The sequence below is a fragment of the Novipirellula rosea genome (assembly GCF_039541335.1).
In the GTDB taxonomy this organism is placed as follows: Bacteria; Planctomycetota; Planctomycetia; order Pirellulales; family Pirellulaceae; genus Novipirellula; species Novipirellula rosea.
In genome coordinates, this window is sequence record NZ_BAABGA010000120.1 from 220,813 (window position 1) to 241,711 (window position 20,899).

The following is a 20,899-nucleotide window of genomic DNA, read 5'->3' on the forward strand; positions in this document are numbered from 1 at the left end:
GGACGCTAGTGAATCCACCCGAGCGACGCACGCAATGAATTAAGCAATGAATATCAACACGCGATGACTAACGTTTAGAGAAATCGTGTTCCAGAGACCCTGTTGCGCTCACTCTATTTACGCATCAAGAGACTCGAAAGTTCCCACGGGTTCGACTTCTCGTCACGCCCCCCGCGCGTCCCAACCTGTCAATTTCAAGCAACCTTGATGACGCGGCCGATTTGTGGGGCAGCCTTGCTTTGACGCCCCGTTCTGCCGCTTTTGACAGTCTTCGCTAACCGTTTTGTTGGTGTTTAGTTAACACGCAAAGATCATGCCGCCTGCCGTTTAATCCGCTTCGAAAGCACCCGTAACTCCCTTTCTTCACACGAGGTCGTATGGTTCAATTCCACCACGGACGTAAAGGTGGAAGCATGATATTAAAGGACGATTAGTGACAAATAACGCACGCTGGGGGGGCGGGAATCGGTTGCAAATCGCCGCGGTTGCAAAGCGGCGGGCGACCCATTCGATGGGAACGGACAGCACCGCGTATTTTTGACATTGTGCCTGTTGCCGCGATCTCGCTGCCCTCATTACTAAATGGACACGGGGCAGAATGTCCCGCCTGGGGTAAATTGACAAAGCGGCGTCAGAATGCCCACTCTGCAGGAAAATCGTAGCTGCCCGACATATCCGCCCCCCCCGCTGCATAATCGCCCGCTGCTTAACCGACCGCCAATTTGACTATTACTCCATGACGACTGCGATCCAACGATTTCACATCTATCTGTATGGGCCCGAGCAAGCGGCGCTGCGAGCCAGTTTTGAAGAAGCTTCCACGCGGTTGCAATTATTGCCGCGACTCTATTTCGAACTGGATGGCTCGTTTGTCTGGTCCGCAGCCCAGGGCGAGCAAATCGAGGGGATGCTCTACGACGCCAATGAACGATTGCAGTATGTTGATCTGCAAGGACAGTGCAGCCGCGAGAGCTGGAACGCCGTCTTGCATGCAATTGTTGGCAGCTCCGCGTCGGATTGCATTGTGATGGTAATTCCGACTAGATCGTTGAAAAACTTACCAACGTTTGAGCAGTCCGTCTGGGGCGTCTGATTTTCTTTGAAATCGGCTCGGAAATAAAAACACGCTGTTTTGCGGTGCTTTTCGCTATGTTGTGATGCGAAATCGCCTTGGGAAGTGAACTTCCTCTTCTTTTTGTCGCTCTATCGCATTGAATTGGCATCCCACTTGCTTCTCTCCTGTTTCGTCCTCGGCGATGTCAGCCGATGTGGCGAAACAAATGAAACTGATGCCTGAATAAAAGCCTAAGCGATTACTTTCCTGGAGGGATTCATCAATGTTGACCGCGACTCGCCCCGAGACTGTCTCTAATTCAACTCAATCGACTCAAAATGAGATTCGGCTTTCCGATGCTGAGATTTCTCGCCGAGTCGTTGCGATTCGCTCTGGCTGGAGTATTGCCGAGCGAGTCCGTCGTCGACGTGAAGCGGACAAGCGGTTCCTCGATTTGATCGACGCTTTGTCGGCCTGTGAAGCTGCTTAATCATTAAGGTTACAACGACACCCTGGGGCGCTAACGCAGGTTTACTGAAGCGTCCCTTCACCACTTTGATTTATTTTGGAAGGATTCAACCATGTCGACAATGACTTGTGAGAAGAGCGTGACCCCAGCAACTACCGCCGCAACATCGAACAAGAATCGCAGGGACGTGTACGTCTCGGACGCCGAGATTTCGCGCCGTGTACTCGCCATTCGATCGGGCTGGAGCATTTCAGAACGTGTTCGTCGTCGCCGTGATGCCAACGAACGTTTCCTTGATTTGATGTTGGCGTTGTCGGCCGGCGACGCCGCTTGAAGTCGGGCGAGTTAGGCTCGGGCTGATCGCCGACGAGATCAGCAGAGGGCTGGACTAATCATTGTTGGGCTAATAATTGCTGAGCTAATCATTGCTGGGCTAATCATTGCTGGGCTGGCGTAGGCTGAGATGCCAATCAGCTTAGTCAATCGACTCTCCCTCGGTGGGGATCTCTTCGCTTGACGGTTTGCCCACGATCTCACCTCGATAGCGGCATGCTTCGATGAAAGATTCGAGGATTACCAAGGCGGCAACGGCATCGATCCGTTTCTTTTTGCCTTGACGACTGTAGCCTGCGGCCCGCATGCGATTGTTAGCGTCGGCCGTGGTAAATCGTTCATCAAACAAACGCACCGGTTTGCCGGTTGTTTTTGAGAGCCAGCGAGCAAATTCGCGGGCTTGAATGCTCTTCTCACTTTCCCCGCCATCCAAGTGAATGGGGAGCCCGACGACAAACGCGGAGATTCGCTCCGACTTTGTTAACTCGCGGTAATAGTCCCCATCCTGTTTCCAGTGTTCCGCTGCGCGGACCTCTAAGGGGCTCGCCAAAATCCGGTCGGGATCACAGATCGCAATCCCAATCCGCACGCTGCCAAAGTCGATCGACGCAAGACGTCCGGTCAAGGGAAAATCGTCAGTAGGTGCGGTCATCAAAATGTGATTGGGTGACGAGGATTTTAGAATGAGACGGTTTTAAACGAGGGGAATTTAAACGAGGCAAAGAAAAGACGAGAGGGGGGGAAGGGGACGAGTAGCGGATTGGATCAACGCGTGCCCACCGGGAGGGTTGATTACCAAACAATACCGATATTCCGGTCCTCTGCAATGCAAAAACAAAGCAGTCGACTTAGGCCAATCCTAGTGACAAGGGCAAGCGAGAGTGAACGGGACGCCCGAGCGACGGCAACGCAGCAATTTGAACGTCGCAACGCAGCATTTAATGTTTCGCATTCCCTTCAAAGTAATGCTGTAGAAATGCTTTTCGGTCGTTCTCTTCTCCGGCCAATTGCACCATGGCATACAAACGCTGCTGGTCGCGTCGTTTCTTTTCCGCTAACGCCTCCTGATTGCGGAAATGTTCGGGAATCGGTCTCAACACCTCGAAGCAGTGCGGAGGATGGGGGCCTGCGATGACGCCCGCTCGATCGAGCATGGCAAACGCAGTAGCAATGCGATGATCGTGGCGACTGACACGTTGAAGCCGCTCGTTCATCCAGTCGATCCCAAATGCGCGACACGATTCATTGTGTTCGACCAGCATCGTCAGTAATCGTCCGTAGAAATCCGAATCGGGGTTGGACCATTCGATGAATTGCATTTGCGTCATCAGATCGCTCTGGTCATACAACCACACACATCGACTCGGCTGATGATCGCGACCGGCTCGCCCCACCTCTTGGTAATAGGATTCGATGGAACCGGGGGTTTCCGCATGAATCAACACACGGATATTGGCTTTGTCGATCCCCATTCCGAAGGCGTTGGTTGCCAGCACCACATCGGTTTCGCCACTCAAAAATCGGTTATGCACTTGACGGCGTTTTTGGCTCGACAAGTCGCCATGATAGCACTCGTGGTCCACACCCTGGCTGAGCAAATGGTCGCTAAACCGCGTCAAGGTTTTGATCAGTGAAAAATAGATCACAACACTGCCGCCGCGATAGACGTCGTCATCAAGCAACCGTTCGATGGCATCGAGTTTTTCTTGGTCTCCCATCACATGTTCAACGTCGAGTCGCAGGTTCGGCCGGTCGATACCTTGATAAAACAATTGGATCTGGTCCTCCGGAATTCCCAGCTGTGCGTAAATATCATGGCGACATTCCTCCGTCGCAGTCGCCGTCAATGCAATCGTGGTGGGAAAGCCCAATTGTTCTCGGATCTCGCCGACGCGTGAATAGTCGGGGCGAAAATCATGACCCCATTGGCTCACACAGTGGGCTTCGTCAATTGCCAGTAACGTGACGTCGCGTTTCGCGATGATCCTTCGAAAATCCTCTTTGCGAAATCGCTCCGGAGTCACGTACAGCAGCCGGTACCTTCCCGAAGCGACTTGGTCATAACGGGTTTCCCGGGTCTGGCGGTCCAGCGATGAATTGATGTAAGCCGCATCGATGCCACGCGATCTCAAGTCACTGACCTGGTCGTGCATCAACGCGACCAAAGGGGACAGGACCAAGACAATCTCGTGGCTGTCTGCGGGAATCGTCAACGCTGGAATCTGGTAGCACAACGATTTCCCCATTCCCGTTGGCATCACCACCATCGCATGCTTCCCCGCCAAGACGTGCTCGATCACAGCCTGCTGCGATGGGCGAAATGAGGGGTAGCCGTAATGACGAGCTAAAACATCGTGGATCAAATTCGAATCAGACATAAAAAACAGTGCGGTCGGAAAACAGCAAGACGAGACCAGGGATGACGAGACCAGGGATTAGGGAACGAGAAGTCTACACAAAGGCTCCATTCAGTAAGGGGCACCCAATCTTGCACACAACGGCAAACCTCGGCTCGCTAACACTGGCATTGGGTAAACCGAACAAATTAGCAACTTTTTCGAGTCTTTCCGATGGTTTAGCTGCGTTAACAGCAAGGACCATTGCGTTCCGGGGGCGATCAGGGGACAGCCACATTGCGATCGAGCGGCAGCCACGCTGTGACCTTCGGAGGTCCGAAAAGAAGCCTGATCTCGCGACTGGGGGTGCTGTGTCCCCGCTGTGGGTTTTAAGGGTGGTTGTTGTTAATTGAGCGTAAATCTTCGTGTTTTTCCGTGGGATATCTATCCCGCGTTGTGCTAGTTTAGAAGTCGTCCTCTCCTTTTTTTGTTTATCTATTATGGAGTGATATCTACTGTGAAGGCCAAAAGAGATCCGCGGCTTGCCGACATATCGTCTCGGCATTCCAACGCCGCGCCTGATTTGCCGATGCCATCGATTGCGATGGAACCCCCGACCAAACGAAAAAGGGAACCACCTGCGATTCCCTATCGCTCTCCGTTCCGTTGGTCCAATCGACCCGAATGGTTGACTACCTTTTTAGCAGCGTTTGGCGTTCTGTTGATGGCCTTTGTTGTCTATGGAGCTAGCCGCGAGATCAGCAGCACGCTGAAACGAAATCAACATCATCAAACCATCACCGATGTCTGGCGTCAATTATTAGTATCCAACGTCGCCATCTCGGGAACGCCGACTCGAATCGTCGATGCTGATCTGCCTTCCTTTCCTTCGATCTCATTTCCAGCCGTCCGCTCGTCGCAAGAACTCAATCGCAACCTCCGGCTCGCAGCAGCGCTGCCTGGAATTCGCCGGATTGATCTGTCACCCGAATCAACACGTATCGTGGGAGGGGGGCACGCCGACGATTCCACGCTGGAAATCCTGGGCCGCAATTTTCATGATTTGGACTCGTTGAATCTGAGCGGAACCGCAATCAGCACGCTCAAGCCGATCGAAGATTTGAAGGTGCGTGATCTGAGGATTATCAATTCGACCATCAAGCCGGACAATTTGTCGTCGCTGAAGTACTTTGACACCGTGACCGATTTGTGGATCGGATGGTATGGAAATGCTCAGGACGGCGACAGCATTTTCTTCTCAGACGCGTATCGCGGACGTGTCGTTGATGCCATGGCCGAAATGAAGGGGCTCAAATCGATCCACTACGTGGATATGACATTTACAAAGGAAGAGCGAGAACAACTCTCTCGCTTTAATCTGATGCAGGTCAAATAGTCCTTGGCCGGTTCCGCGGCCTCGGTAATCCTCTGCTTCCCTAGACCCCCCCTGCATCTCCTTGAGATGCAGGGTTTTTTTTGTGTGGTTCACATTTCGTGATTCCGAACCTTGCGGCAAGCGAACAGCCCAAACATTGCCAGAGGAACTTCTGTGAGTCTCGCTTCCCCCGTGGTTGCTGATGCCTGAGCCAATCGGCACGACTTGATGGTCCTCTGTGATGGGACGACATCCTATTGAGGGCTGCCTCGCACTCGCAGTGACAGCCATGCACAACAAGCTAGCACGCGTTTGCCTAGGACGTGTGCACCAAGATTGATGCCCCGAAGCTTCTTAGCTGTAAAGAGTTAGCCCAAAAAGAGAATTGTTTGAAATTTGGAAAAAAAGGCAAACAGGTAAGGGGACAGCAATGGAGCGAGAGGATCGATCAGAGCGAATCTATTCCCCATTAGGATCGGGGGGCCCGCTGGCAGGTGGGGGCTGGGAGGCAGCTGGATTGAATTCCAGGCATTCGGATTGCGGAAGAGGTCAAGCGTGCGAATGTCATCCCTGAGTAAGGGGGTGATGTTTCGGTTTAACATCAAGGTTGAAGCATTAGGAAAATTATTGCATGTCAATTTCCAGAATCCAGTACGCCCGACCAGCGCGTACAAAGGAACGCAGCGGTTTTACACTGGTCGAGCTATTGGTGGTCATTGCGATCATTGGTGTATTAGTGGGGCTTTTGTTGCCCGCGGTGCAATCCGCCCGCGAAGCGGCTCGCCGCATGTCGTGCTCGAACAATTTGAAGCAGCTTGGTTTGGCGCTTCATATGTACCACGACACCTACCGCGCCATGCCACCGGCCGTTCTTCCCGCGACGGCAACCAATGATCGCCCCGCCTCGTGGTTGGTTCGTATTTTGCCCTTTATCGAGCAGAATGCCGCCTTTGAAGCGTCGACGTTTTCGGGAACCGATTGGGCGTCTCGCGACCCCGGCGTCAATCGCAACTGGCAAACGTTTCACGGTATGGTGGTCCCCGGGTTCAATTGTCCTTCGAGTGCTCTTCCCACGACCCGTGTTGACAATGCAAGTGCGGATACAAAAGCTCTCGGAGCTCCTGATCAGCTCGAAGTCCAAATTTCGAACTATGTCGGTGTTGCCGGTCGATTCAGTAACAACAACACAAACTACTCCACTTGGAACGGTTACCACGGCATGACCGATCACAACGGCGTGATCGTGGCGTTGGATAACTATTACAACCAACCGGTGCGTTTTGCATCCATCTTGGATGGAACCAGCAACACGCTTGCGATTGGCGAACAATCCGCGGAAATTCGCATTCGTAACTCCGATGGAACCTTCAACTACTATGACCAACGTGCTGGGAATTGGTACGGCGGAGCGTGGTCCGGTGGTGGTGGTGCCAACCACAATGAATCCGAAGCTTATTGGATGAACATTGCTTCGACGCGAGTTGGAATCAACTATTCGTCCACCAGCCGCTACTCGCCTCACGGCATCGGCCCGTATTGGTACGGACGTCCGGGCCGTCATACCGTGTTCAACTCGACTCACGGTGGAGGAGCCCAATTTGTGCTCGCCGATGGCAGCGTTCGCTTTATCAGCGAAAACATCCGTTTCGATATTTACGCACTGTTGGCGGATCGCCAAGACCGCACCGTGTTGAACGAAGAATTCTAAGCCTCGTTCTTTCCCCTACAACGTCCATTGAGAAGCCTCACGTAATATTGAAAATCGAATCCATGAACATGAATCACGTCTCGAAACTCACTCTAGGCCTAGCGATGTCCTTGCTGATCGGCACACTCGGATGTGGCCGCAGTGACAAGCCTTCGTTGGCCGAGGTCAGTGGCAAGCTAATGAAGGAAGGAAAACCTTTCGTCAACGCCCAGGTGGAATTTTATCCAACGGTCAACGGTGCTGCTTCGTATGGCGAAACCGATGAAACCGGAAGCTTCACCCTGTACTATTCGACGGGGGATCCTGGAGCGGCAATCGGAGACCATAAAGTCACCGTCATCGGCGGTCACGTCGCTGGTGAGTCGAGTCCACCGACACCGGAGGTGATCACGCTGACGACGTCGACCGAGGAAATGGCCGAAGGAACGCTGCAACCAATCGGAATGACTCCTAAAGGTCGATCGCAAGCCAAAGACGGATCGCCAAAGCGAGTCGAAGGGTTGACCGCGAAAGTGGATAGCGGAGCCAACGAAATCATCCTGAATCTGTAGTTCGAGTGCTGCGATTCTTGATCGAATGAACGTAACGATCGAGGGTAACTCAGGTTGCCCTCGATCGTTTTTTTTTGCGATCCGGACAAGGATCTTCGCCAGGATCTGGATTCGCAAAGCATCTGGATTAGCAAAGGATCGGCAGTAGGAATTGACTTGGCAATCCACAGCGAACAGACTGGGGGGCCCCGATTTGGCCTCTGCAACGGGCAGACCGCTTATCGATTCCCTCCGCTGATGATTGAAAAGAGATCCACATGGTTTGGCTTGTGCAAAAGGTTGCATCCGGTCACTCGCGCCGCATTCGATGTTGCTGGCGGTGTGCTTGGTTATTGATCGTGATGGGGTGCGTGGTCGCCCTCACGGCTGCCTCTTGCGTTGCCCAGCAAGCCGAGGCCTCTCGCTCTGCGATCGCGGATCCGACATCGCGTCCCAATCTGATTCTAATCCTTGCTGACGATCTCGGTTACGGTGACGTTTCCTGCAATGGAGCGACGGATGTGCAAACGCCTCACTTGGACAAGTTTGCTGCCGAAGGCATGATGTTGACTCGAATGCGAGCCAATTGCACCGTGTGTTCGCCGACGCGTGCTGCGATCATGACCGGCATGTATCCCGATCGCGCTGGAGTCCCCGGAGTCATCCGGACCCACGCCGACAATTCGTGGGGATACTTGCGAACCGATGTACCGACATTGGCCAACCGGCTGAGTGAAGCGGGGTATCAAACCGGCATTGTTGGGAAATGGCATCTTGGGTTGGCATCGCCCAACACCCCCTGCGAACGTGGGTTTGACCACTTTCATGGATTTCTCGGCGACATGATGGACGACTACTACACACACCGTCGTCAAGGCCACAACTACATGCGCCACAATGACAAGCAGATTGATCCCGAGGGACATGCGACCGATTTATTTACGCAGTGGGCCGACGACTATATCAGCGAGCATGCAGCATCCACCGAATCGCCATTTTTTCTTTACCTCGCCTACAACGCGCCTCATTTTCCGATCCAGCCGCCTGAGGAATGGCTCGTTCGCGTGCAAAAGCGATCTCCGCAGCTCGAGCCCAAACGGGCGCTCAACGTCGCGTTTGTCGAGCACTTGGATGACCAAATCGGCAAATTGCTCAAACGCATTGACGAGCTTGGGCTGCGTGAGAATACCGTGATTGCATTCACGTCGGACAATGGCGGTTCATTGCCGCATTCGCAAAACAATGATCCTTGGCGTGATGGAAAACAGAGTCATTACGACGGCGGTCTACGTGTTCCCGCGTGGGTGCGCTACCCTGGGAAAATTCCAGCGGGAAGCAAAAGTGACCAACCGGTGATGACGTTTGATGTCGGGGCGACGTTTTTGCAATATGCCGGCGTGCAGCAGCCCAGCGAGATCGATGCGATCGGTTTGAAAGAGCTGCTCGAAGACAACTCGTCCACGCTCGGTTCACAGTTGTCTGCACGCGAGCTCTATTTTGTCCGCCGCGAAGGAGGAGGTCGTTATGTGGGGCACGCCTATCACGCGGTGATCCAGGGACGATGGAAATTGATGCAGAACGATCCGTTTTCTCCGCTGGAACTATATGATCTCGAAGCGGATCCGCAGGAGACGAATAATCAGATCGCAAAGCAACCTAAAGTCGTAGCGAAACTCAAACAGCGGTTGGCGGCACAGATTCAACAGGGCGGAAGCGTCCCTTGGCAAGCTCCGCAATCACCTGAATCACCACAATCACTCCCTCAGTGAGTCCCGCTGTAGTGCGCATGATGGGTGTTGCAAAAAGCCACACGTGTTTTATTTTGCGTGAGGGCGACGCTGCTATTTCACGTGAAAAACGGGGCAAAACGGCCTTGGCATGGTTTGTGCCTTGTTAAGTCGACGCTGCTGGATCGATCGAGATGAATGTTCATGTCGATCGGCTCCTCTCCGCCAACTCAATGATAAGGGATTCCAATGCGTTGTTTGCAAGCCCGTCGCGGTGCTGTTGCCGTCGCTGTTTTGCTGTTGACCGTTTCGCTGTCGAGCGACGATTTTGTTTCCGCAGACGATTCCACGGTTACGGTCGAGTTGTTTGACGCGATCGATTCGGAACAAGTGTCGGTACAGTTTATTGCCTTAGATGCAAATCACGCGAATGTGTTGATCGAAAATCGAACCGATCGCGTCTTACATCTCGAGTTGCCCAACGCAATCGCCGCCGTTCCCGTACTGGCTCAACTTGGTTTCGGTGGACAACAAGCAGGCTTCGGAGCTCAGCAGGGGCAAGGCGGTCAGAACGGCGGCGGCAACCAAAGCGTCGGCGGAGGTTTTCAGCAAGGTGCACAACCGGGCGGCAATGCCTTTGGTAACAACGGACTAGGAAACAATCTTGGTGGCGGCAACGCCAGACAGGGCAACGGGTTTGGGATGGGATTCATGCGAATCGCGGCTCAGAAAACTCGCAAACTGGTCGCCACGACGGTTTGTTTGGAACAGGGGAAACCCGAGCCCAATGCCAAAGTGAAATACCAGATGATCCGCATCGAGCAATACACGCAGGACGAAAGATTAGTCGAACTTTGTCAGCAACTGGCTCTTGAAAACGTGTCGCAAAAAGTGGCTCAGGCGGTCGCATGGCATTATGCCAACGGTTTGAGTTGGGAAGAACTCGCCAAACTCAACCGTATCGAATCACGGTATTTGGGGAACATTCGGATGTTTCGCCAACAGGAACTCAATGACGCCAAAGCCTTTGTCGAAGCACTGGAAAAATCGAGCAACGAAAGCTCGCAAACGCTTCCAGAATCCTCACTCTCGCAGAATCTGTCGGTTTCCCAGAATTCCGCTGTCTTGATTGCAAGATAAACAGCGGGATTTGATCTTTCCGACGCCAAGCGGGTTTTGGTATCTGCAATGCACGATGAAGACCATTGCATTCCCAACACCGCGTTCTCGGCAAACATCCCGATCCACCCCTCACGGCGGTGAAGGACATTCGGCTGGAAATTCGTCGAAACAATCGGCGGCGAAACGGAAGATGTTGGGGTTCGATGCGGTTCGCGGTGTCGCCGCGCTGGCGGTGGTGCTGCTGCATGCCTGTGTGCCCTATTTGCAAAACCCGATGCCTGGCTTGGCGTGGTCGGTTCGCGATTCCGCTAGCCGATCGGTGGATTGGCTGTTCTGGGGCATCGAAGTTTTCATCATGCCCTTGTTCTTGGTTTTAGCAGGCTATTTTGCCTGGCAAACCTTGTCATGCCGTGGCATCGGTCCGCTCGTCCGCAGTCGCGCTAAACGATTGTTGGTGCCGCTTGCCTTTGCGGTGTGTGTGGTGTTGCCAATGGACTTGTACACCTGGGTGCTGGGGTGGGTCGTCGAAGGCATTGTCGAACCAGTCAAGCTAAAGAGTTTGAAGTTTGACGGAGCCGTGGATCGTGATTTGTGGGGCCTGAGTCATTTATGGTTCTTGCAATACGTCTTCTTGTACGTTGTCGTTGCCGCCGTTGTCGCTCGCTTTGATACGCTGCGAAATTTGACAACCAAAATTGCCGAACGTTTGCCGCTCGCCGTTACACTGTTAGCCGCAGCAGGCGTCGTCACGCTGATGGTCGCACCGGAAGTCGTATGGGGATTTCAACACGCGTTTCTTCCTGTGGCCAGTAAATGGGTTTACAGTGGAACGTTTTTCGCTGCGGGGATGTTGGTCAGTAAAGTGGATCCCCGATTGGCGTTTTTTGAGACCCGAATTAAACCGTTGGCAATTGCAAGCGTGATGCTATTAGTGACTGCCGTATCACTGGGGCGCTGGAATCTGCAGTATGGCGAGAGCGCATTAGCACAATCGGGACTCGCGGTCGTCACGGTGCTGGCGGCTTATGCAGTGACATTCTTGACGATCGCCGTGAGCCGCAAAATCAATCATCTTTCGTTGCCGCTGCAATACTTAGCGGCGGCGTCGTTCTGGATCTACTTGGTCCATCATCCAATCCTTGGCTTGGTCCATCTTGATCTCAAGCAGTGGATGCCTGCGACGGCACCTGCGGTCAAGATGGCAGCCGCATTCTGTATCAGCGTAGGGCTAAGCTTGTTGACCTACGAAGGGCTCGTTCGCCGCACGCGACTGGGACGAATGCTGGGAATGCAGTGGACGCCTTCATCACCGCCGGTCGATGTGTTGCCAATGCGACGAGAGTCGGTCGTAACCGAAACCGAAATCGCAACCGAAAGCGTGCCACAGCGCCGCGCTGCCTAAGCGGCGTCAAGTAAAGAGCCCACGTGATCGCTATTGCGGGGGAAGGATAATTTCGACCTGGGAATCGTCGATCATCGCATCGAATGGACTCACGGGTTCAAATTGGTTCATCGGTTCGAGACATCCGATGCCGCAACCGCCGATCATCTCGAGTTCAACGGAACCACCGTTCACGCGAACGCGAGGATGATGATTTGGGCAGTCAGGATTTCGACAATCCGGAGTGTTGGGACAAACGCTCGCATACGGGATTTGGTCCAACTGAGCTTTGGCCACACAGGCGGCTTGATTCTCTCGGAGCGTTCCTGCGGCATAGGGGGAAATGATTTCGGGCTTCAAGAAAACAATTAGCTCACTTTCGCGAACTTCGCTACTCTGGCTTCGAAACAGTCTACCGATATATTTGACATCTTTCAAATAGGGAACACCCCGCACCGTTTCGGTGATGTTCTTTTGGCGAAGTCCTCCCATCGCAAACAGTTGTCCATTGCCAACGCGAACCGTCGTCTCGGCGTTACGACTGTCAATTACCGGGTATGCGTTGCGGTATTCCGCAACGACGCTGTATTCCGGTTGCACCTGCATTTCAATCGTGCCATCTTGGCTGATCCGCGGGGTGACGTTCAGGATGATGCCCGCTTCTTCGAACTCGACTTGGGGAATCGATCCGGTGCTGGTTACGATCGAAGTGACAATCGGTAAACGTTGGACAATTTTTATCGACGCTTGGCAGCGATCACCCACCGTGACGGTCGGATCCGCAAGGATCTTGGCTTCGGATGTGGCGCTAAGTGCTTGCAGGGCCACACTTGCATCATAAGAGTTATTGAGGGTACGAAATCCGAGTGACGAGGTGGGACTGCCTAGTCCCAAGTCAGTGCCCGCTTCGATCGCATTTCGAAAAACGCTGATCTCTTCGTCGGTGCCTGGGTTTAGCAAGCTTGTCGATCGGCTATGGGGACCATGGGACCAATTCACCCCCAATCCTTCTGCCTCTTTTAAACTGACGTCATAGATCAATGCCGTGATGCGGACTTGGGGGCGAGGGATATCAAGTTGCTCGATCGCTTGGGCCGCCAACCGCAATTGATCCGGCGTCCCTCGGATCATGATGCGATTTTCTTTTGCGTAGGTCGCCACCGTGATCGTGTCTCCGAGCACCGCTTGCAGTGATTCGGTCATCTCTTCCGCTTCGGTGAATTGAGGCGTGAAGTAGGCGATACCATCGGTAGTCAAAATCGTCTCGGTGATTGTCTGCGCTGCACCCGGTAAAGGTAGATGCGGAGGAGGAGGAGGAAGCGTTGCTGCGACTTGGGGCGACAATCGCAAGATCAACTCTTGCACGTTGTCGACGCGTTCGGGGCGGTCGACGATCAAGATCGATCCGTTTCCAATCTTGCGGATCTGACCTCGCTCGCTGAGCAACAACTGCACCGCATCGATCGTTGCATCGAGATCGCCAGCATTTGCCGGTACCGGAATCAATCGCGAAACAAAATCGGGGTTGTTGGATCCCACTTGATCGATTGGCAGCACTACCAAGCTGCTGCCGGTTTGTCGGTAACTGTAGCCGGATGAATTGAGTACTGCGGACAAGACTTCACGTAGCGGTGTCTCGTAAAAGGTTCCGCTAACCTCACCGCTGATCGTATCCGCCGCGACAATGTTGACTTTCCAAAGGTCGCTGAGCAAGAAGATCACTTCGTTGAGCGGCGTTTTGCGAAATGTGATGCTCCCTTTTTGATCCAACTGTGCGGCGATGCTGTTGGAACCCGAGTTTTTTTCTTGCTCGCCCGGAGGAACGTCGTGATGCGGTTCCGCAGTCGCGGGCTGTTTCACACTTTCCGCTGTGAACAGGACGTCAGGGGCATTGGCCGCCGTCAACACTCGGCTCTCGGGCTTGAAGATCACGGGGTGACCGCTGCCGGGAATCGGAATCAGATCGGGGACATCGGCGACACTCAGATTCGTAGCTGCGCCGCTTGTGTTGAAATCGCCAATCGGGGCGAATGTCTCTTCGCCCACGGCGCTTAGCAGACCGCAGCCGGCTACAAGCAGAGCCGCTGCAAGTCGTCCAAATAGACCACGCTTCGGTGCAAGGCACGAAAGCGTGGCGATAGAATCATTTTTCGACATTGTGCCATCCATGGCAGTGTGTTGATTCAGCTAGTTCTGGTCGGCATTACGTTGGCAAATAAACTTGGTCTAGTAAAAAATCCGAATGCCCCGGGGGTGACGAGCGAACTCGTCTTCGTCTTCGATTGGTTTGAGGCTAAGCCCGAAAACAATCAATCGCAACTCTGACGCGACAACCGGCAGATTCCCTTCCGTGGGCATCATCACCATGCTGTTCGTCGATAAATACCAACCCTGATTGGCGATGCCTTGCAGGATTTTGGTTACCGTTTCGAGAGATCCATCAATTCGCAACTCAATTTCATGAGTGTGCAAAATGTAATCCGATTCGTCACTGTATTGAGGCGGTGATTCTTCGCGAGGATCATCATTTTCGATGGCCCACGGTCGGACACGCCCCTTACTGATTTCGAGACTTCGCAGTCGTCCTCCTGCATTGCGAATGATCGCAATCAAGGTGCTGCGAACCTCTTGGCTCTTTTCTGGATCGATCGAACGATTCCGATGAGAGGCCAAGTCGGTGCGAATGTGATTTTCAAGTTCACGCAAACGTTTTTGATTGTTTTGCACTAATGTGAACTGACCATCCATTGCACGAAGTTCGCGTGCTTCACTCTGCAGCCTAAAGTATTCATCGACCCATGGAATACCTATCGCGATGATCGCAAGCAAACTTAGGCTCGCGACGATTGCTCGGGTTGCCCGGCTATTCAGGTTATTCATGTTGTGCTGGCTCGACAGAGAGGGGATGACGCGGAGTCATGGACAAACGAATCGAGAATCGAGTCGCTTCCGAATTGGCCTCCGGCGTGGTGGAATGCAGAGCCACTTCGCTCACTTCAGGCAACTGTCGTAATTGTTCGAGGATTTCGTAAACGACGCGTTCATCGAGCACCGTGCCTTCGAGCCGTATGTGCGATCCCGACTCGACGCGATATTCATTCAGTTTTGCCAAGTCCGGCAAACTTTGCGTGATCCGTTCCAGCTGTGCAATCCAATCGACTTCGGCGGATTGACGTTCAATTGCCTTGCGGTGTTCAAGCAACTCGCGTTGGCGTGCGAGTTCGGTCATCCGTGTTTGAGTGGCGATCACTTGAGCCTGGACTTGCTCGGTCCCTTGTTTTAGCTGCGAAGCGTGATGGCGGGCGTGATGGACCATCGTGAAACTGAGCATCAGCAACAGAGCCGCTACCAACGCAGGCCACGCGACGCGAAGGATCTGAGCGGGCAACGAAAGTTCGGGGGCGCGGCGGACATCACGCAGCAGATCGGGGACCTCCTCGACCGTCACGCCAAGCATCAGCGGCAAGACCGAAGCGACGGCAGGAACACAGTGCGAATCGCAATCGACGTTACTGATATCGTAAAGTTGCGGGCAGGGGGGCACGCGGAGGATGACTTCGTCAAATTCGGGACTGCGTTGAAAGCGTTCCGCGGCGTCTTCTACTTTTTCAGCCGTGCCGCAAATCAATAGTTTTTTGAGGCCGCCGCCGTCGATCCCCAAATGGCGATGACAGAATCGTTGCAGGCGTGAAATATGTCCATCCAACGTGGCTTGTAGCGCTTCGACCGTTTTGGCAGTGGCCGGACGGTAATCCAAAATCAAGCGGCCTTCGTGAATGATACCCACATTCCAGCGGGTTCCTGTGCCGTCGGCGATCAGTAAGGGATGCGCGGAATCGGTACTGGTGTAGCCGATCAACCGTGCCATGCTGATCAGCGAGGGTTCCGCCCACGCGACCTCGATATCGCTCTCTCGCAACGTGTCGTAAATCATTCGCATCACCGATTGATTGGCGACGCTGGTGGCGGCGTAATCCGATTGAGCATCGATGCGAGTCCGCAGCAATCCGGTGACTTTCTCGCCCGGTCCCAATTGCAGGTAACGGGGCACTCGATGCTGCAGCGTCGACAATTCGTGGTCGACCGTGTCGGATGTCCCTAGCGTGATTCGGTTAACACAAATGTCACCATCCAACGACAAACATACCGTGCCTCGCCGCATGTCGTGACGGTCCACCAGCGTGGCGATTGCATCGGCAAAGGCCGAAGCGTGCGACGCAGTCAACCATCCGTTGGCGATAGGGCAGCGAATGGCATCAATTTCCAGCCGATACCGTTCCCCTTGAATCGGAGTGGCGATCGCGACCTGAACCATTCGGTTTTCAATCCACAAACCAAAAAGTTTGCCGCGTTCATTGTCGTTTTTTTGTTTCGATGACAGAGATGTCATTGCAGGAAATCCTCCTGCATCAAGCGTAGGTTGTGGTTAACGCAACGAATCAAAATTTCGTTTTGCAAGCATCTCGACTTTAACGGTCGTTCGGATCGTGCCGCATCGGCGAGATGTAGTGATGGTAGGGGGCGGTTTTTGCCGAAAGTACTACTGGTCTGCAGCAACAACGACGGTCGTTCCCAAGTAGGTCCTTTCCGCCCAGCCAGCAATCACTCAGTTCGTAATCGCCCAACACGTAATCGTCATGCTCGATACACCGGTCGCCTTTATCGTATTTAACCGTCCTGCGCAGACACGGCAGTCGTTTGCGGCCATTCGAAAGGCTCGCCCGAAGACCTTGTTCATCATCAGCGATGGTCCCCGACGCGAGCGAAAGGGCGAGGCTGAATTGGTGGCCCAGTCACGGCAAATTGCCGAGAGCGTTGATTGGCCTTGCGACATCCGGCGCATCTATTCAGACACCAATTTGGGCTGCGCCCAGCGTGTTAGCAGCGGGATCACGGCGGTGTTTCAGCAGGTCGAACAAGCGATCATCTTAGAGGACGACTGCGTCCCCAACCAAACCTTCTTTCGCTTTTGCAACGAACTGCTCGTTCGATATCGAGATGACACACGCGTGATGGCGATCAGCGGCGACAATTTTCAAACGGGGACGCACGACCCGGCGGATTCTTATTACTTCTCGAAATACCTGCACTGTTGGGGCTGGGCTACGTGGCGCCGGGCCTGGCAGCATTACGCAGGGACTCTCGAGGCGTGGCCCGATTTTCGCGACCGCGATGGTTTGCAGACGTTTTGTCACTCGCTGAGCGAACGAGACTATTGGATGCGAACATTCAATCGCGTTCACGCGGGAGAAATCGACACCTGGGATTTCACCTGGTTGTTGGCCTGTTGGATGAACCATGGCCTGACCGTTTTACCGACAAAGAATTTGGTGTCGAATATTGGTTTCGGCGAAGACGCAACTCACACGTCCCACTCGAGTCCGTTTGAGAATTTGCCAACGTACGAATTCCAAACGCTCGAGCATCCGAAATATGTTTGCCGGTCGGTCGAAAAAGACTTGGCAACGGATCGGATGATGTTCAGTCGCGGTAAGCTGCGGTTTCGCCACGTCGTGCAGCTCGCCCGCCAATACAATCCGCTCGTTCGTCGTGCGGCATAACGAGGCGGCTTTACGACCTGTTGCCAGCAATTTGACGGTTGCAGTGCTTTGCCAGTTGGCAGAGCGTTGCCGATTAGCCGTGCTCAATCAGGCTGTCTTTGGCAAAACACGTGGGGCGGTCCAAAGACGCCCGCCCCTGCCGTCTCACTCAGGCGACGTGGCGGAGTGAGTGATTGAATTGATCGAGTCGGTCCAACATGTCAAACTCGTTGTTGTGGACGGTCAACTCGGTCACGCCCATCCTTTTGAAATCGATATAGTTACCGTGCAACTGCTCACCCCCGTAACGATGCAGCAGCATCATTTGTCCGGGGAATAGAGCGTTCAGGTAGGCGGCACCACCCTGGACTGCGATCCGGTGCTGTGATTGCGAAAGCAAACACAACTGGAACTCGTTAAACGACAGATGCTGGTAATCTTCGTACAGATCTTCGGCGAGTATCACACCTTGATCACGCAGTCGTTCTTTCTCATTCAGATTCCCCACGGGCATGTGGTCGTGCACGATGTGCGACGTGGGACGGAGGTAGACCAGACTAAACCGATCTTGGGTCTTCTGCACGACGCGGTCCAAGAACGCAGTGGACAGGAAATTGATCGGCGGATGATCCCACTCGACGTTGTATTTGTTGAAAATCAACAACAGCGGTTTGGAAAAACTTAAGTCGATTTTGTTGCCGTAATGTGCCGCAAAGTTGGGCGGTTCCCAGCGGTTTGCATCGGGGCTCTCGTGAGGCCGTTGATCGATCGAATCGAGGTGTTTTACGAACTGGCGTCGATCGTAGACCTCGCGATGATCGGGCGAGAAGAAATAGAAACACTTTGTCCCGCTACAGCTGACCGTTCGCTGCAGACATCCGATTTTTGCGAGATGGTAGGCGTAGGGAACGTGGTAGAACATTTCATAACCAAACTCACAGCCTTGGCTATCCACGATCGAACTCGGGTACGGACCGATCGGCCGAACGTTGGGTTTGCCTTGCAGCCGATGCTTTAACGCAGCGAGACGATTCGACCAAGAAAACGTTGGTTTGATGTCGTCATGGCATGCCAGCCGAGGATTTTGATTACGCTGCATTTTGCTTCTCCGCAAGTTCTCGCTTCGCATAACGTCGCTCTCGCCATTTTGCTTTTAACGCTCGGCGAAACGAGCGGATTTGAAATGCGAGGGAAGGGGGTTCGTTGTCGATAATCCAAGTAGCCCGTTCCACCTTTAGGAAGCGAGAATGCTTTTCACAGAAATCGTAAACGGGTTTGCGAATGGCACATTCACCTTGTTCGTCGGTCCAACACCAATCATCGCCAGTCATAATGGCATTGGGGAACAGTTCATGGCAAAGTTCGATTTCACTGCCGACTTTGTCCGAGTCCAAGTAAATAAGGTCGGGCTTTAGACCCATCGCCGACAGTTCGTAAAGGATCGCGGGCGAGTATTCTTTGACGGGAATCACACGGTCTTGGTTGTCCCACAAGTTGGTGAGAAAGGTTTGATAGAATCCGTTCTCACGTCCTAGCTGATTCGCAACCATTTCACTTTGGTTGTTTTCAATTGCGTAAGTCTTCAGATCCCAGGATGCAGGCCAAGGGTCGACCGCCACCACATTGACGGTCGATGATGCGGCCAACCAATCACGGATCGATCCTCCGAGAAACGAGCCAATTTCTAAGATCAGGCTGACGTTGTTGCGGCGAATCTTTTCCGTGACCATCCAGCGACCACCGCCATCCATGCTCCAATGAATCGGATCAAAATCAGGGCGTTCGATTGGCCAAGGATACCGTTGACGAAGCAAGTCGATTGCGGCTTGATTGGTTGCGGAAAGAGAAGGGATCATCGGAACCTCAATTTTTTAGATCGAACGAGTCGAATCGCACGACGAACAGTCAACATAAATGATGCAATGAAATTTGACCTGCGACTCGCTTCGCCGCCGGTCCCGTAGCGGGATTATGCCGCGCGGCGAGTTTCCAAAGGATGCGGAGCGAGTTGCAAGATGCGACCCGAACGACGTTGCATTTCTTTGTCAGCTAAGTGCATTGCCGAAGCAATGACTTGGTGCATGTCGTAATACCGATACGTAGCTAATCGGCCGCCGATTAAATAATTGTCCGGAAGCATGGCGGCGTAACGCTGTTGAAGTGCTTCGCCCTGTTCGTTGTTGACGGGATAATACATCTCGTCACCCACTTTCCAATCCGCAGGGTACTCGTGCGTGATCACCGTATGATCACTGCGGACGGGATCAAAATGTTTGTGTTCGACACATCGCGTGTAAGGCGTTTCCGCGTCGGTGTAATTGATCGCCGCGATGCCTTGATAATCAGGCGACTGAATGACTTGTTGCTCGAATCGCAATCCACGCCAATCGTTGGCCCCAAGCTGGTATTGAAACAACCGATCCAGCGGACCCGTGTAGACGATGCGGTCGCTGATGGATTCGAAATGAGATTGATCGCCTAAAAAATCGACGTTGGTTTCGACGGCGATTCCCTTCAGCAATTTTTGGAACAACTGGGTGTAACCACCCTCGGGAATCCCACAGAATCGATCGTTGAAATAGTCGTCGTTCCAGGTCAATCGAATCGGTAAGCGGCGGATAATCGAGCTGGGCAACTCTTTGGGGTCACGTCCCCACTGCTTTTTGGTGTAGCCGTATACAAACGTTTCGTAGATTTCTTGGCCAACTTGTGACAACACCCATTCTTCGAGATTGGCAGGGTTTTCAATCGGGACACGCTCGGCTTCGAGACGCCGCTCCGCTTCCTGTGGTGTTTTGACGCCCCAAAGTTGGTGCAGTGTTGTCAAATTGATCGGGAACGAGAGCATTCGACCGCGAAAATTGACTTTGGGCCGATAGCTGAAGCGGCTGAAGCGTGCAAATTGGTTGACAAAGTTCCAGACGCCTTCGTCATTGGTGTGAAAGATATGTGGCCCGTATTGATGAACGTGAATACCGCCGACATCGTCCGTGTAGCAATTGCCCGCAATATGACCTCGTTTTTCGATAACGAGGCACTTGGCTCCTGCGTCGGTCATTCGTCTTGCGAAGACCGAACCAAAGAATCCGGCGCCCACGATTACGTAGTCATACATCCCTGTCTCACTTCAGCCATTCTGGCGAATTCGCGGCGATAGAGCACACCGATGTCATCAATCGGATGGGTTTTACCAAAGGTAGCGATCGCGCACTTCCTAACGGTCAGCTTCGTCCGGATTGTGACGATTGCTTGAACAAAAAACTTGACTTTTGTTGTTTTGGCAAGTGTCATGATGGCTGCCAATAAGTTCTCGGAATATTCGCT

At 53.3% G+C, this 20,899-nt stretch carries 19 protein-coding genes; 10 read left to right on the plus strand and 9 right to left on the minus strand.

What is annotated here, in order from left to right:
* Positions 1-736: 736 nt before the first annotated feature.
* The 3 genes from ABD971_RS33145 (at position 737) to ABD971_RS33155 (ending at position 1,857) form a co-directional block, all read left to right on the plus strand.
* Positions 737-1,093, plus strand: coding sequence for a hypothetical protein (locus ABD971_RS33145; RefSeq protein ID WP_345327944.1), 357 nt, complete (start codon positions 737-739; stop codon positions 1,091-1,093).
* Between the two features lie 244 nt (positions 1,094-1,337).
* Positions 1,338-1,544: a hypothetical protein gene (locus ABD971_RS33150; RefSeq protein WP_339936167.1), complete on the plus strand. Its 207-nt coding sequence runs from the start codon at positions 1,338-1,340 to the stop codon at positions 1,542-1,544.
* Positions 1,545-1,635: 91 nt separating this feature from the next.
* A complete protein-coding gene (locus ABD971_RS33155; RefSeq protein WP_339936169.1) occupies positions 1,636-1,857 on the plus strand; it encodes a hypothetical protein in 222 nt (73 codons plus the stop codon).
* Between the two features lie 141 nt (positions 1,858-1,998).
* Here ABD971_RS33155 and ruvX read toward each other — a convergent pair whose 3' ends face one another.
* Positions 1,999-2,508, minus strand: a complete 510-nt coding sequence (gene ruvX / locus ABD971_RS33160) for a Holliday junction resolvase RuvX (RefSeq protein ID WP_345327945.1) — start codon at positions 2,506-2,508, stop codon at positions 1,999-2,001.
* A 286-nt stretch (positions 2,509-2,794) separates the two neighbouring features.
* Positions 2,795-4,234 carry a RecQ family ATP-dependent DNA helicase gene (locus tag ABD971_RS33165; protein WP_345327946.1) on the minus strand — a complete coding sequence of 480 codons (1,440 nt, stop codon included), beginning with the start codon at positions 4,232-4,234 and terminating at the stop codon, positions 2,795-2,797.
* Positions 4,235-4,880: 646 nt separating this feature from the next.
* On the opposite strand from ABD971_RS33165, the gene ABD971_RS33170 reads away from it, so the two are divergent.
* The 6 genes from ABD971_RS33170 (at position 4,881) to ABD971_RS33195 (ending at position 12,056) form a co-directional block, all read left to right on the plus strand.
* Positions 4,881-5,588 (plus strand): hypothetical protein, encoded by a 708-nt coding sequence (locus ABD971_RS33170; protein WP_345327947.1) that lies wholly within the window; start codon positions 4,881-4,883, stop codon positions 5,586-5,588.
* Positions 5,589-6,198: 610 nt separating this feature from the next.
* Positions 6,199-7,275: a DUF1559 family PulG-like putative transporter gene (locus tag ABD971_RS33175; protein WP_339936175.1), complete on the plus strand. Its 1,077-nt coding sequence runs from the start codon at positions 6,199-6,201 to the stop codon at positions 7,273-7,275.
* A 104-nt stretch (positions 7,276-7,379) separates the two neighbouring features.
* Positions 7,380-7,826 (plus strand): transthyretin-like family protein, encoded by a 447-nt coding sequence (locus tag ABD971_RS33180; RefSeq protein ID WP_339936176.1) that lies wholly within the window; start codon positions 7,380-7,382, stop codon positions 7,824-7,826.
* Between the two features lie 257 nt (positions 7,827-8,083).
* Positions 8,084-9,574 (plus strand): sulfatase family protein, encoded by a 1,491-nt coding sequence (locus ABD971_RS33185; protein ID WP_345327948.1) that lies wholly within the window; start codon positions 8,084-8,086, stop codon positions 9,572-9,574.
* Positions 9,575-9,781: 207 nt separating this feature from the next.
* Positions 9,782-10,672, plus strand: coding sequence for a hypothetical protein (locus tag ABD971_RS33190; RefSeq protein WP_345327949.1), 891 nt, complete (start codon positions 9,782-9,784; stop codon positions 10,670-10,672).
* Between the two features lie 55 nt (positions 10,673-10,727).
* Positions 10,728-12,056, plus strand: a complete 1,329-nt coding sequence (locus ABD971_RS33195) for an acyltransferase family protein (RefSeq protein ID WP_345327950.1) — start codon at positions 10,728-10,730, stop codon at positions 12,054-12,056.
* Between the two features lie 30 nt (positions 12,057-12,086).
* On the opposite strand, the gene ABD971_RS33200 is transcribed toward ABD971_RS33195, so the two are convergent.
* The 3 genes from ABD971_RS33200 to ABD971_RS33210 form a co-directional block, all read right to left on the minus strand.
* Positions 12,087-14,192 (minus strand): type II secretion system protein GspD, encoded by a 2,106-nt coding sequence (locus ABD971_RS33200; protein WP_345327951.1) that lies wholly within the window; start codon positions 14,190-14,192, stop codon positions 12,087-12,089.
* Between the two features lie 69 nt (positions 14,193-14,261).
* The gene (locus ABD971_RS33205; protein WP_345327952.1) at positions 14,262-14,915 is read right to left on the minus strand and encodes a hypothetical protein; all 654 of its coding nucleotides are present in this window, start codon (positions 14,913-14,915) and stop codon (positions 14,262-14,264) included.
* Complete coding sequence (locus tag ABD971_RS33210; RefSeq protein ID WP_345327953.1) at positions 14,908-16,425, minus strand: PilN domain-containing protein; 1,518 nt, start codon at positions 16,423-16,425, stop codon at positions 14,908-14,910. Before ABD971_RS33210 ends, ABD971_RS33205 begins: the two co-directional genes overlap by 8 nt.
* Positions 16,426-16,672: 247 nt before the next feature.
* Between ABD971_RS33210 and ABD971_RS33215 the strand changes: the two genes are divergently transcribed.
* Positions 16,673-17,596, plus strand: coding sequence for a glycosyltransferase family 2 protein (locus tag ABD971_RS33215; RefSeq protein WP_345327954.1), 924 nt, complete (start codon positions 16,673-16,675; stop codon positions 17,594-17,596).
* A 148-nt stretch (positions 17,597-17,744) separates the two neighbouring features.
* Here the strand turns inward: ABD971_RS33215 and ABD971_RS33220 are convergent, their stop codons facing one another.
* The 4 genes from ABD971_RS33220 to ABD971_RS33235 all read right to left on the minus strand — a co-directional run bounded on the left by ABD971_RS33220 (position 17,745) and on the right by ABD971_RS33235 (position 20,866).
* Positions 17,745-18,674, minus strand: a complete 930-nt coding sequence (locus ABD971_RS33220) for a hypothetical protein (RefSeq protein ID WP_345327955.1) — start codon at positions 18,672-18,674, stop codon at positions 17,745-17,747.
* Positions 18,664-19,431 (minus strand): class I SAM-dependent methyltransferase, encoded by a 768-nt coding sequence (locus ABD971_RS33225; RefSeq protein ID WP_339936189.1) that lies wholly within the window; start codon positions 19,429-19,431, stop codon positions 18,664-18,666. The genes ABD971_RS33220 and ABD971_RS33225 overlap by 11 nt, the downstream gene beginning before the upstream one ends.
* Positions 19,432-19,544: 113 nt before the next feature.
* Positions 19,545-20,690 carry a UDP-galactopyranose mutase gene (gene glf, locus ABD971_RS33230; protein WP_345327956.1) on the minus strand — a complete coding sequence of 382 codons (1,146 nt, stop codon included), beginning with the start codon at positions 20,688-20,690 and terminating at the stop codon, positions 19,545-19,547.
* On the minus strand, positions 20,675-20,866 hold the full coding sequence (locus ABD971_RS33235; RefSeq protein ID WP_339936192.1) for a hypothetical protein: 192 nt from the start codon (positions 20,864-20,866) through the stop codon (positions 20,675-20,677). Before ABD971_RS33235 ends, glf begins: the two co-directional genes overlap by 16 nt.
* Positions 20,867-20,899: the final 33 nt, after the last annotated feature.

What these genes read in the sequence shown, in the direction of transcription:
- ABD971_RS33145 (WP_345327944.1), top strand. Translation starts at nt 737, where the DNA reads ATGACGACTGCGATCCAACGATTTCACATCTATCTGTATGGGCCCGAG.
- ABD971_RS33150 (WP_339936167.1), top strand. Translation starts at nt 1,338, where the DNA reads ATGTTGACCGCGACTCGCCCCGAGACTGTCTCTAATTCAACTCAATCG.
- ABD971_RS33155 (WP_339936169.1), top strand. Translation starts at nt 1,636, where the DNA reads ATGTCGACAATGACTTGTGAGAAGAGCGTGACCCCAGCAACTACCGCC.
- ruvX (WP_345327945.1), bottom strand. Translation starts at nt 2,508, where the DNA reads ATGACCGCACCTACTGACGATTTTCCCTTGACCGGACGTCTTGCGTCG.
- ABD971_RS33165 (WP_345327946.1), bottom strand. Translation starts at nt 4,234, where the DNA reads ATGTCTGATTCGAATTTGATCCACGATGTTTTAGCTCGTCATTACGGC.
- ABD971_RS33175 (WP_339936175.1), top strand. Translation starts at nt 6,199, where the DNA reads ATGTCAATTTCCAGAATCCAGTACGCCCGACCAGCGCGTACAAAGGAA.
- ABD971_RS33180 (WP_339936176.1), top strand. Translation starts at nt 7,380, where the DNA reads ATGTCCTTGCTGATCGGCACACTCGGATGTGGCCGCAGTGACAAGCCT.
- ABD971_RS33185 (WP_345327948.1), top strand. Translation starts at nt 8,084, where the DNA reads ATGGTTTGGCTTGTGCAAAAGGTTGCATCCGGTCACTCGCGCCGCATT.
- ABD971_RS33190 (WP_345327949.1), top strand. Translation starts at nt 9,782, where the DNA reads ATGCGTTGTTTGCAAGCCCGTCGCGGTGCTGTTGCCGTCGCTGTTTTG.
- ABD971_RS33195 (WP_345327950.1), top strand. Translation starts at nt 10,728, where the DNA reads ATGAAGACCATTGCATTCCCAACACCGCGTTCTCGGCAAACATCCCGA.
- ABD971_RS33200 (WP_345327951.1), bottom strand. Translation starts at nt 14,192, where the DNA reads ATGTCGAAAAATGATTCTATCGCCACGCTTTCGTGCCTTGCACCGAAG.
- ABD971_RS33205 (WP_345327952.1), bottom strand. Translation starts at nt 14,915, where the DNA reads ATGAATAACCTGAATAGCCGGGCAACCCGAGCAATCGTCGCGAGCCTA.
- ABD971_RS33210 (WP_345327953.1), bottom strand. Translation starts at nt 16,425, where the DNA reads ATGACATCTCTGTCATCGAAACAAAAAAACGACAATGAACGCGGCAAA.
- ABD971_RS33215 (WP_345327954.1), top strand. Translation starts at nt 16,673, where the DNA reads ATGCTCGATACACCGGTCGCCTTTATCGTATTTAACCGTCCTGCGCAG.
- ABD971_RS33220 (WP_345327955.1), bottom strand. Translation starts at nt 18,674, where the DNA reads ATGCAGCGTAATCAAAATCCTCGGCTGGCATGCCATGACGACATCAAA.
- ABD971_RS33225 (WP_339936189.1), bottom strand. Translation starts at nt 19,431, where the DNA reads ATGATCCCTTCTCTTTCCGCAACCAATCAAGCCGCAATCGACTTGCTT.
- glf (WP_345327956.1), bottom strand. Translation starts at nt 20,690, where the DNA reads ATGTATGACTACGTAATCGTGGGCGCCGGATTCTTTGGTTCGGTCTTC.
- ABD971_RS33235 (WP_339936192.1), bottom strand. Translation starts at nt 20,866, where the DNA reads ATGACACTTGCCAAAACAACAAAAGTCAAGTTTTTTGTTCAAGCAATC.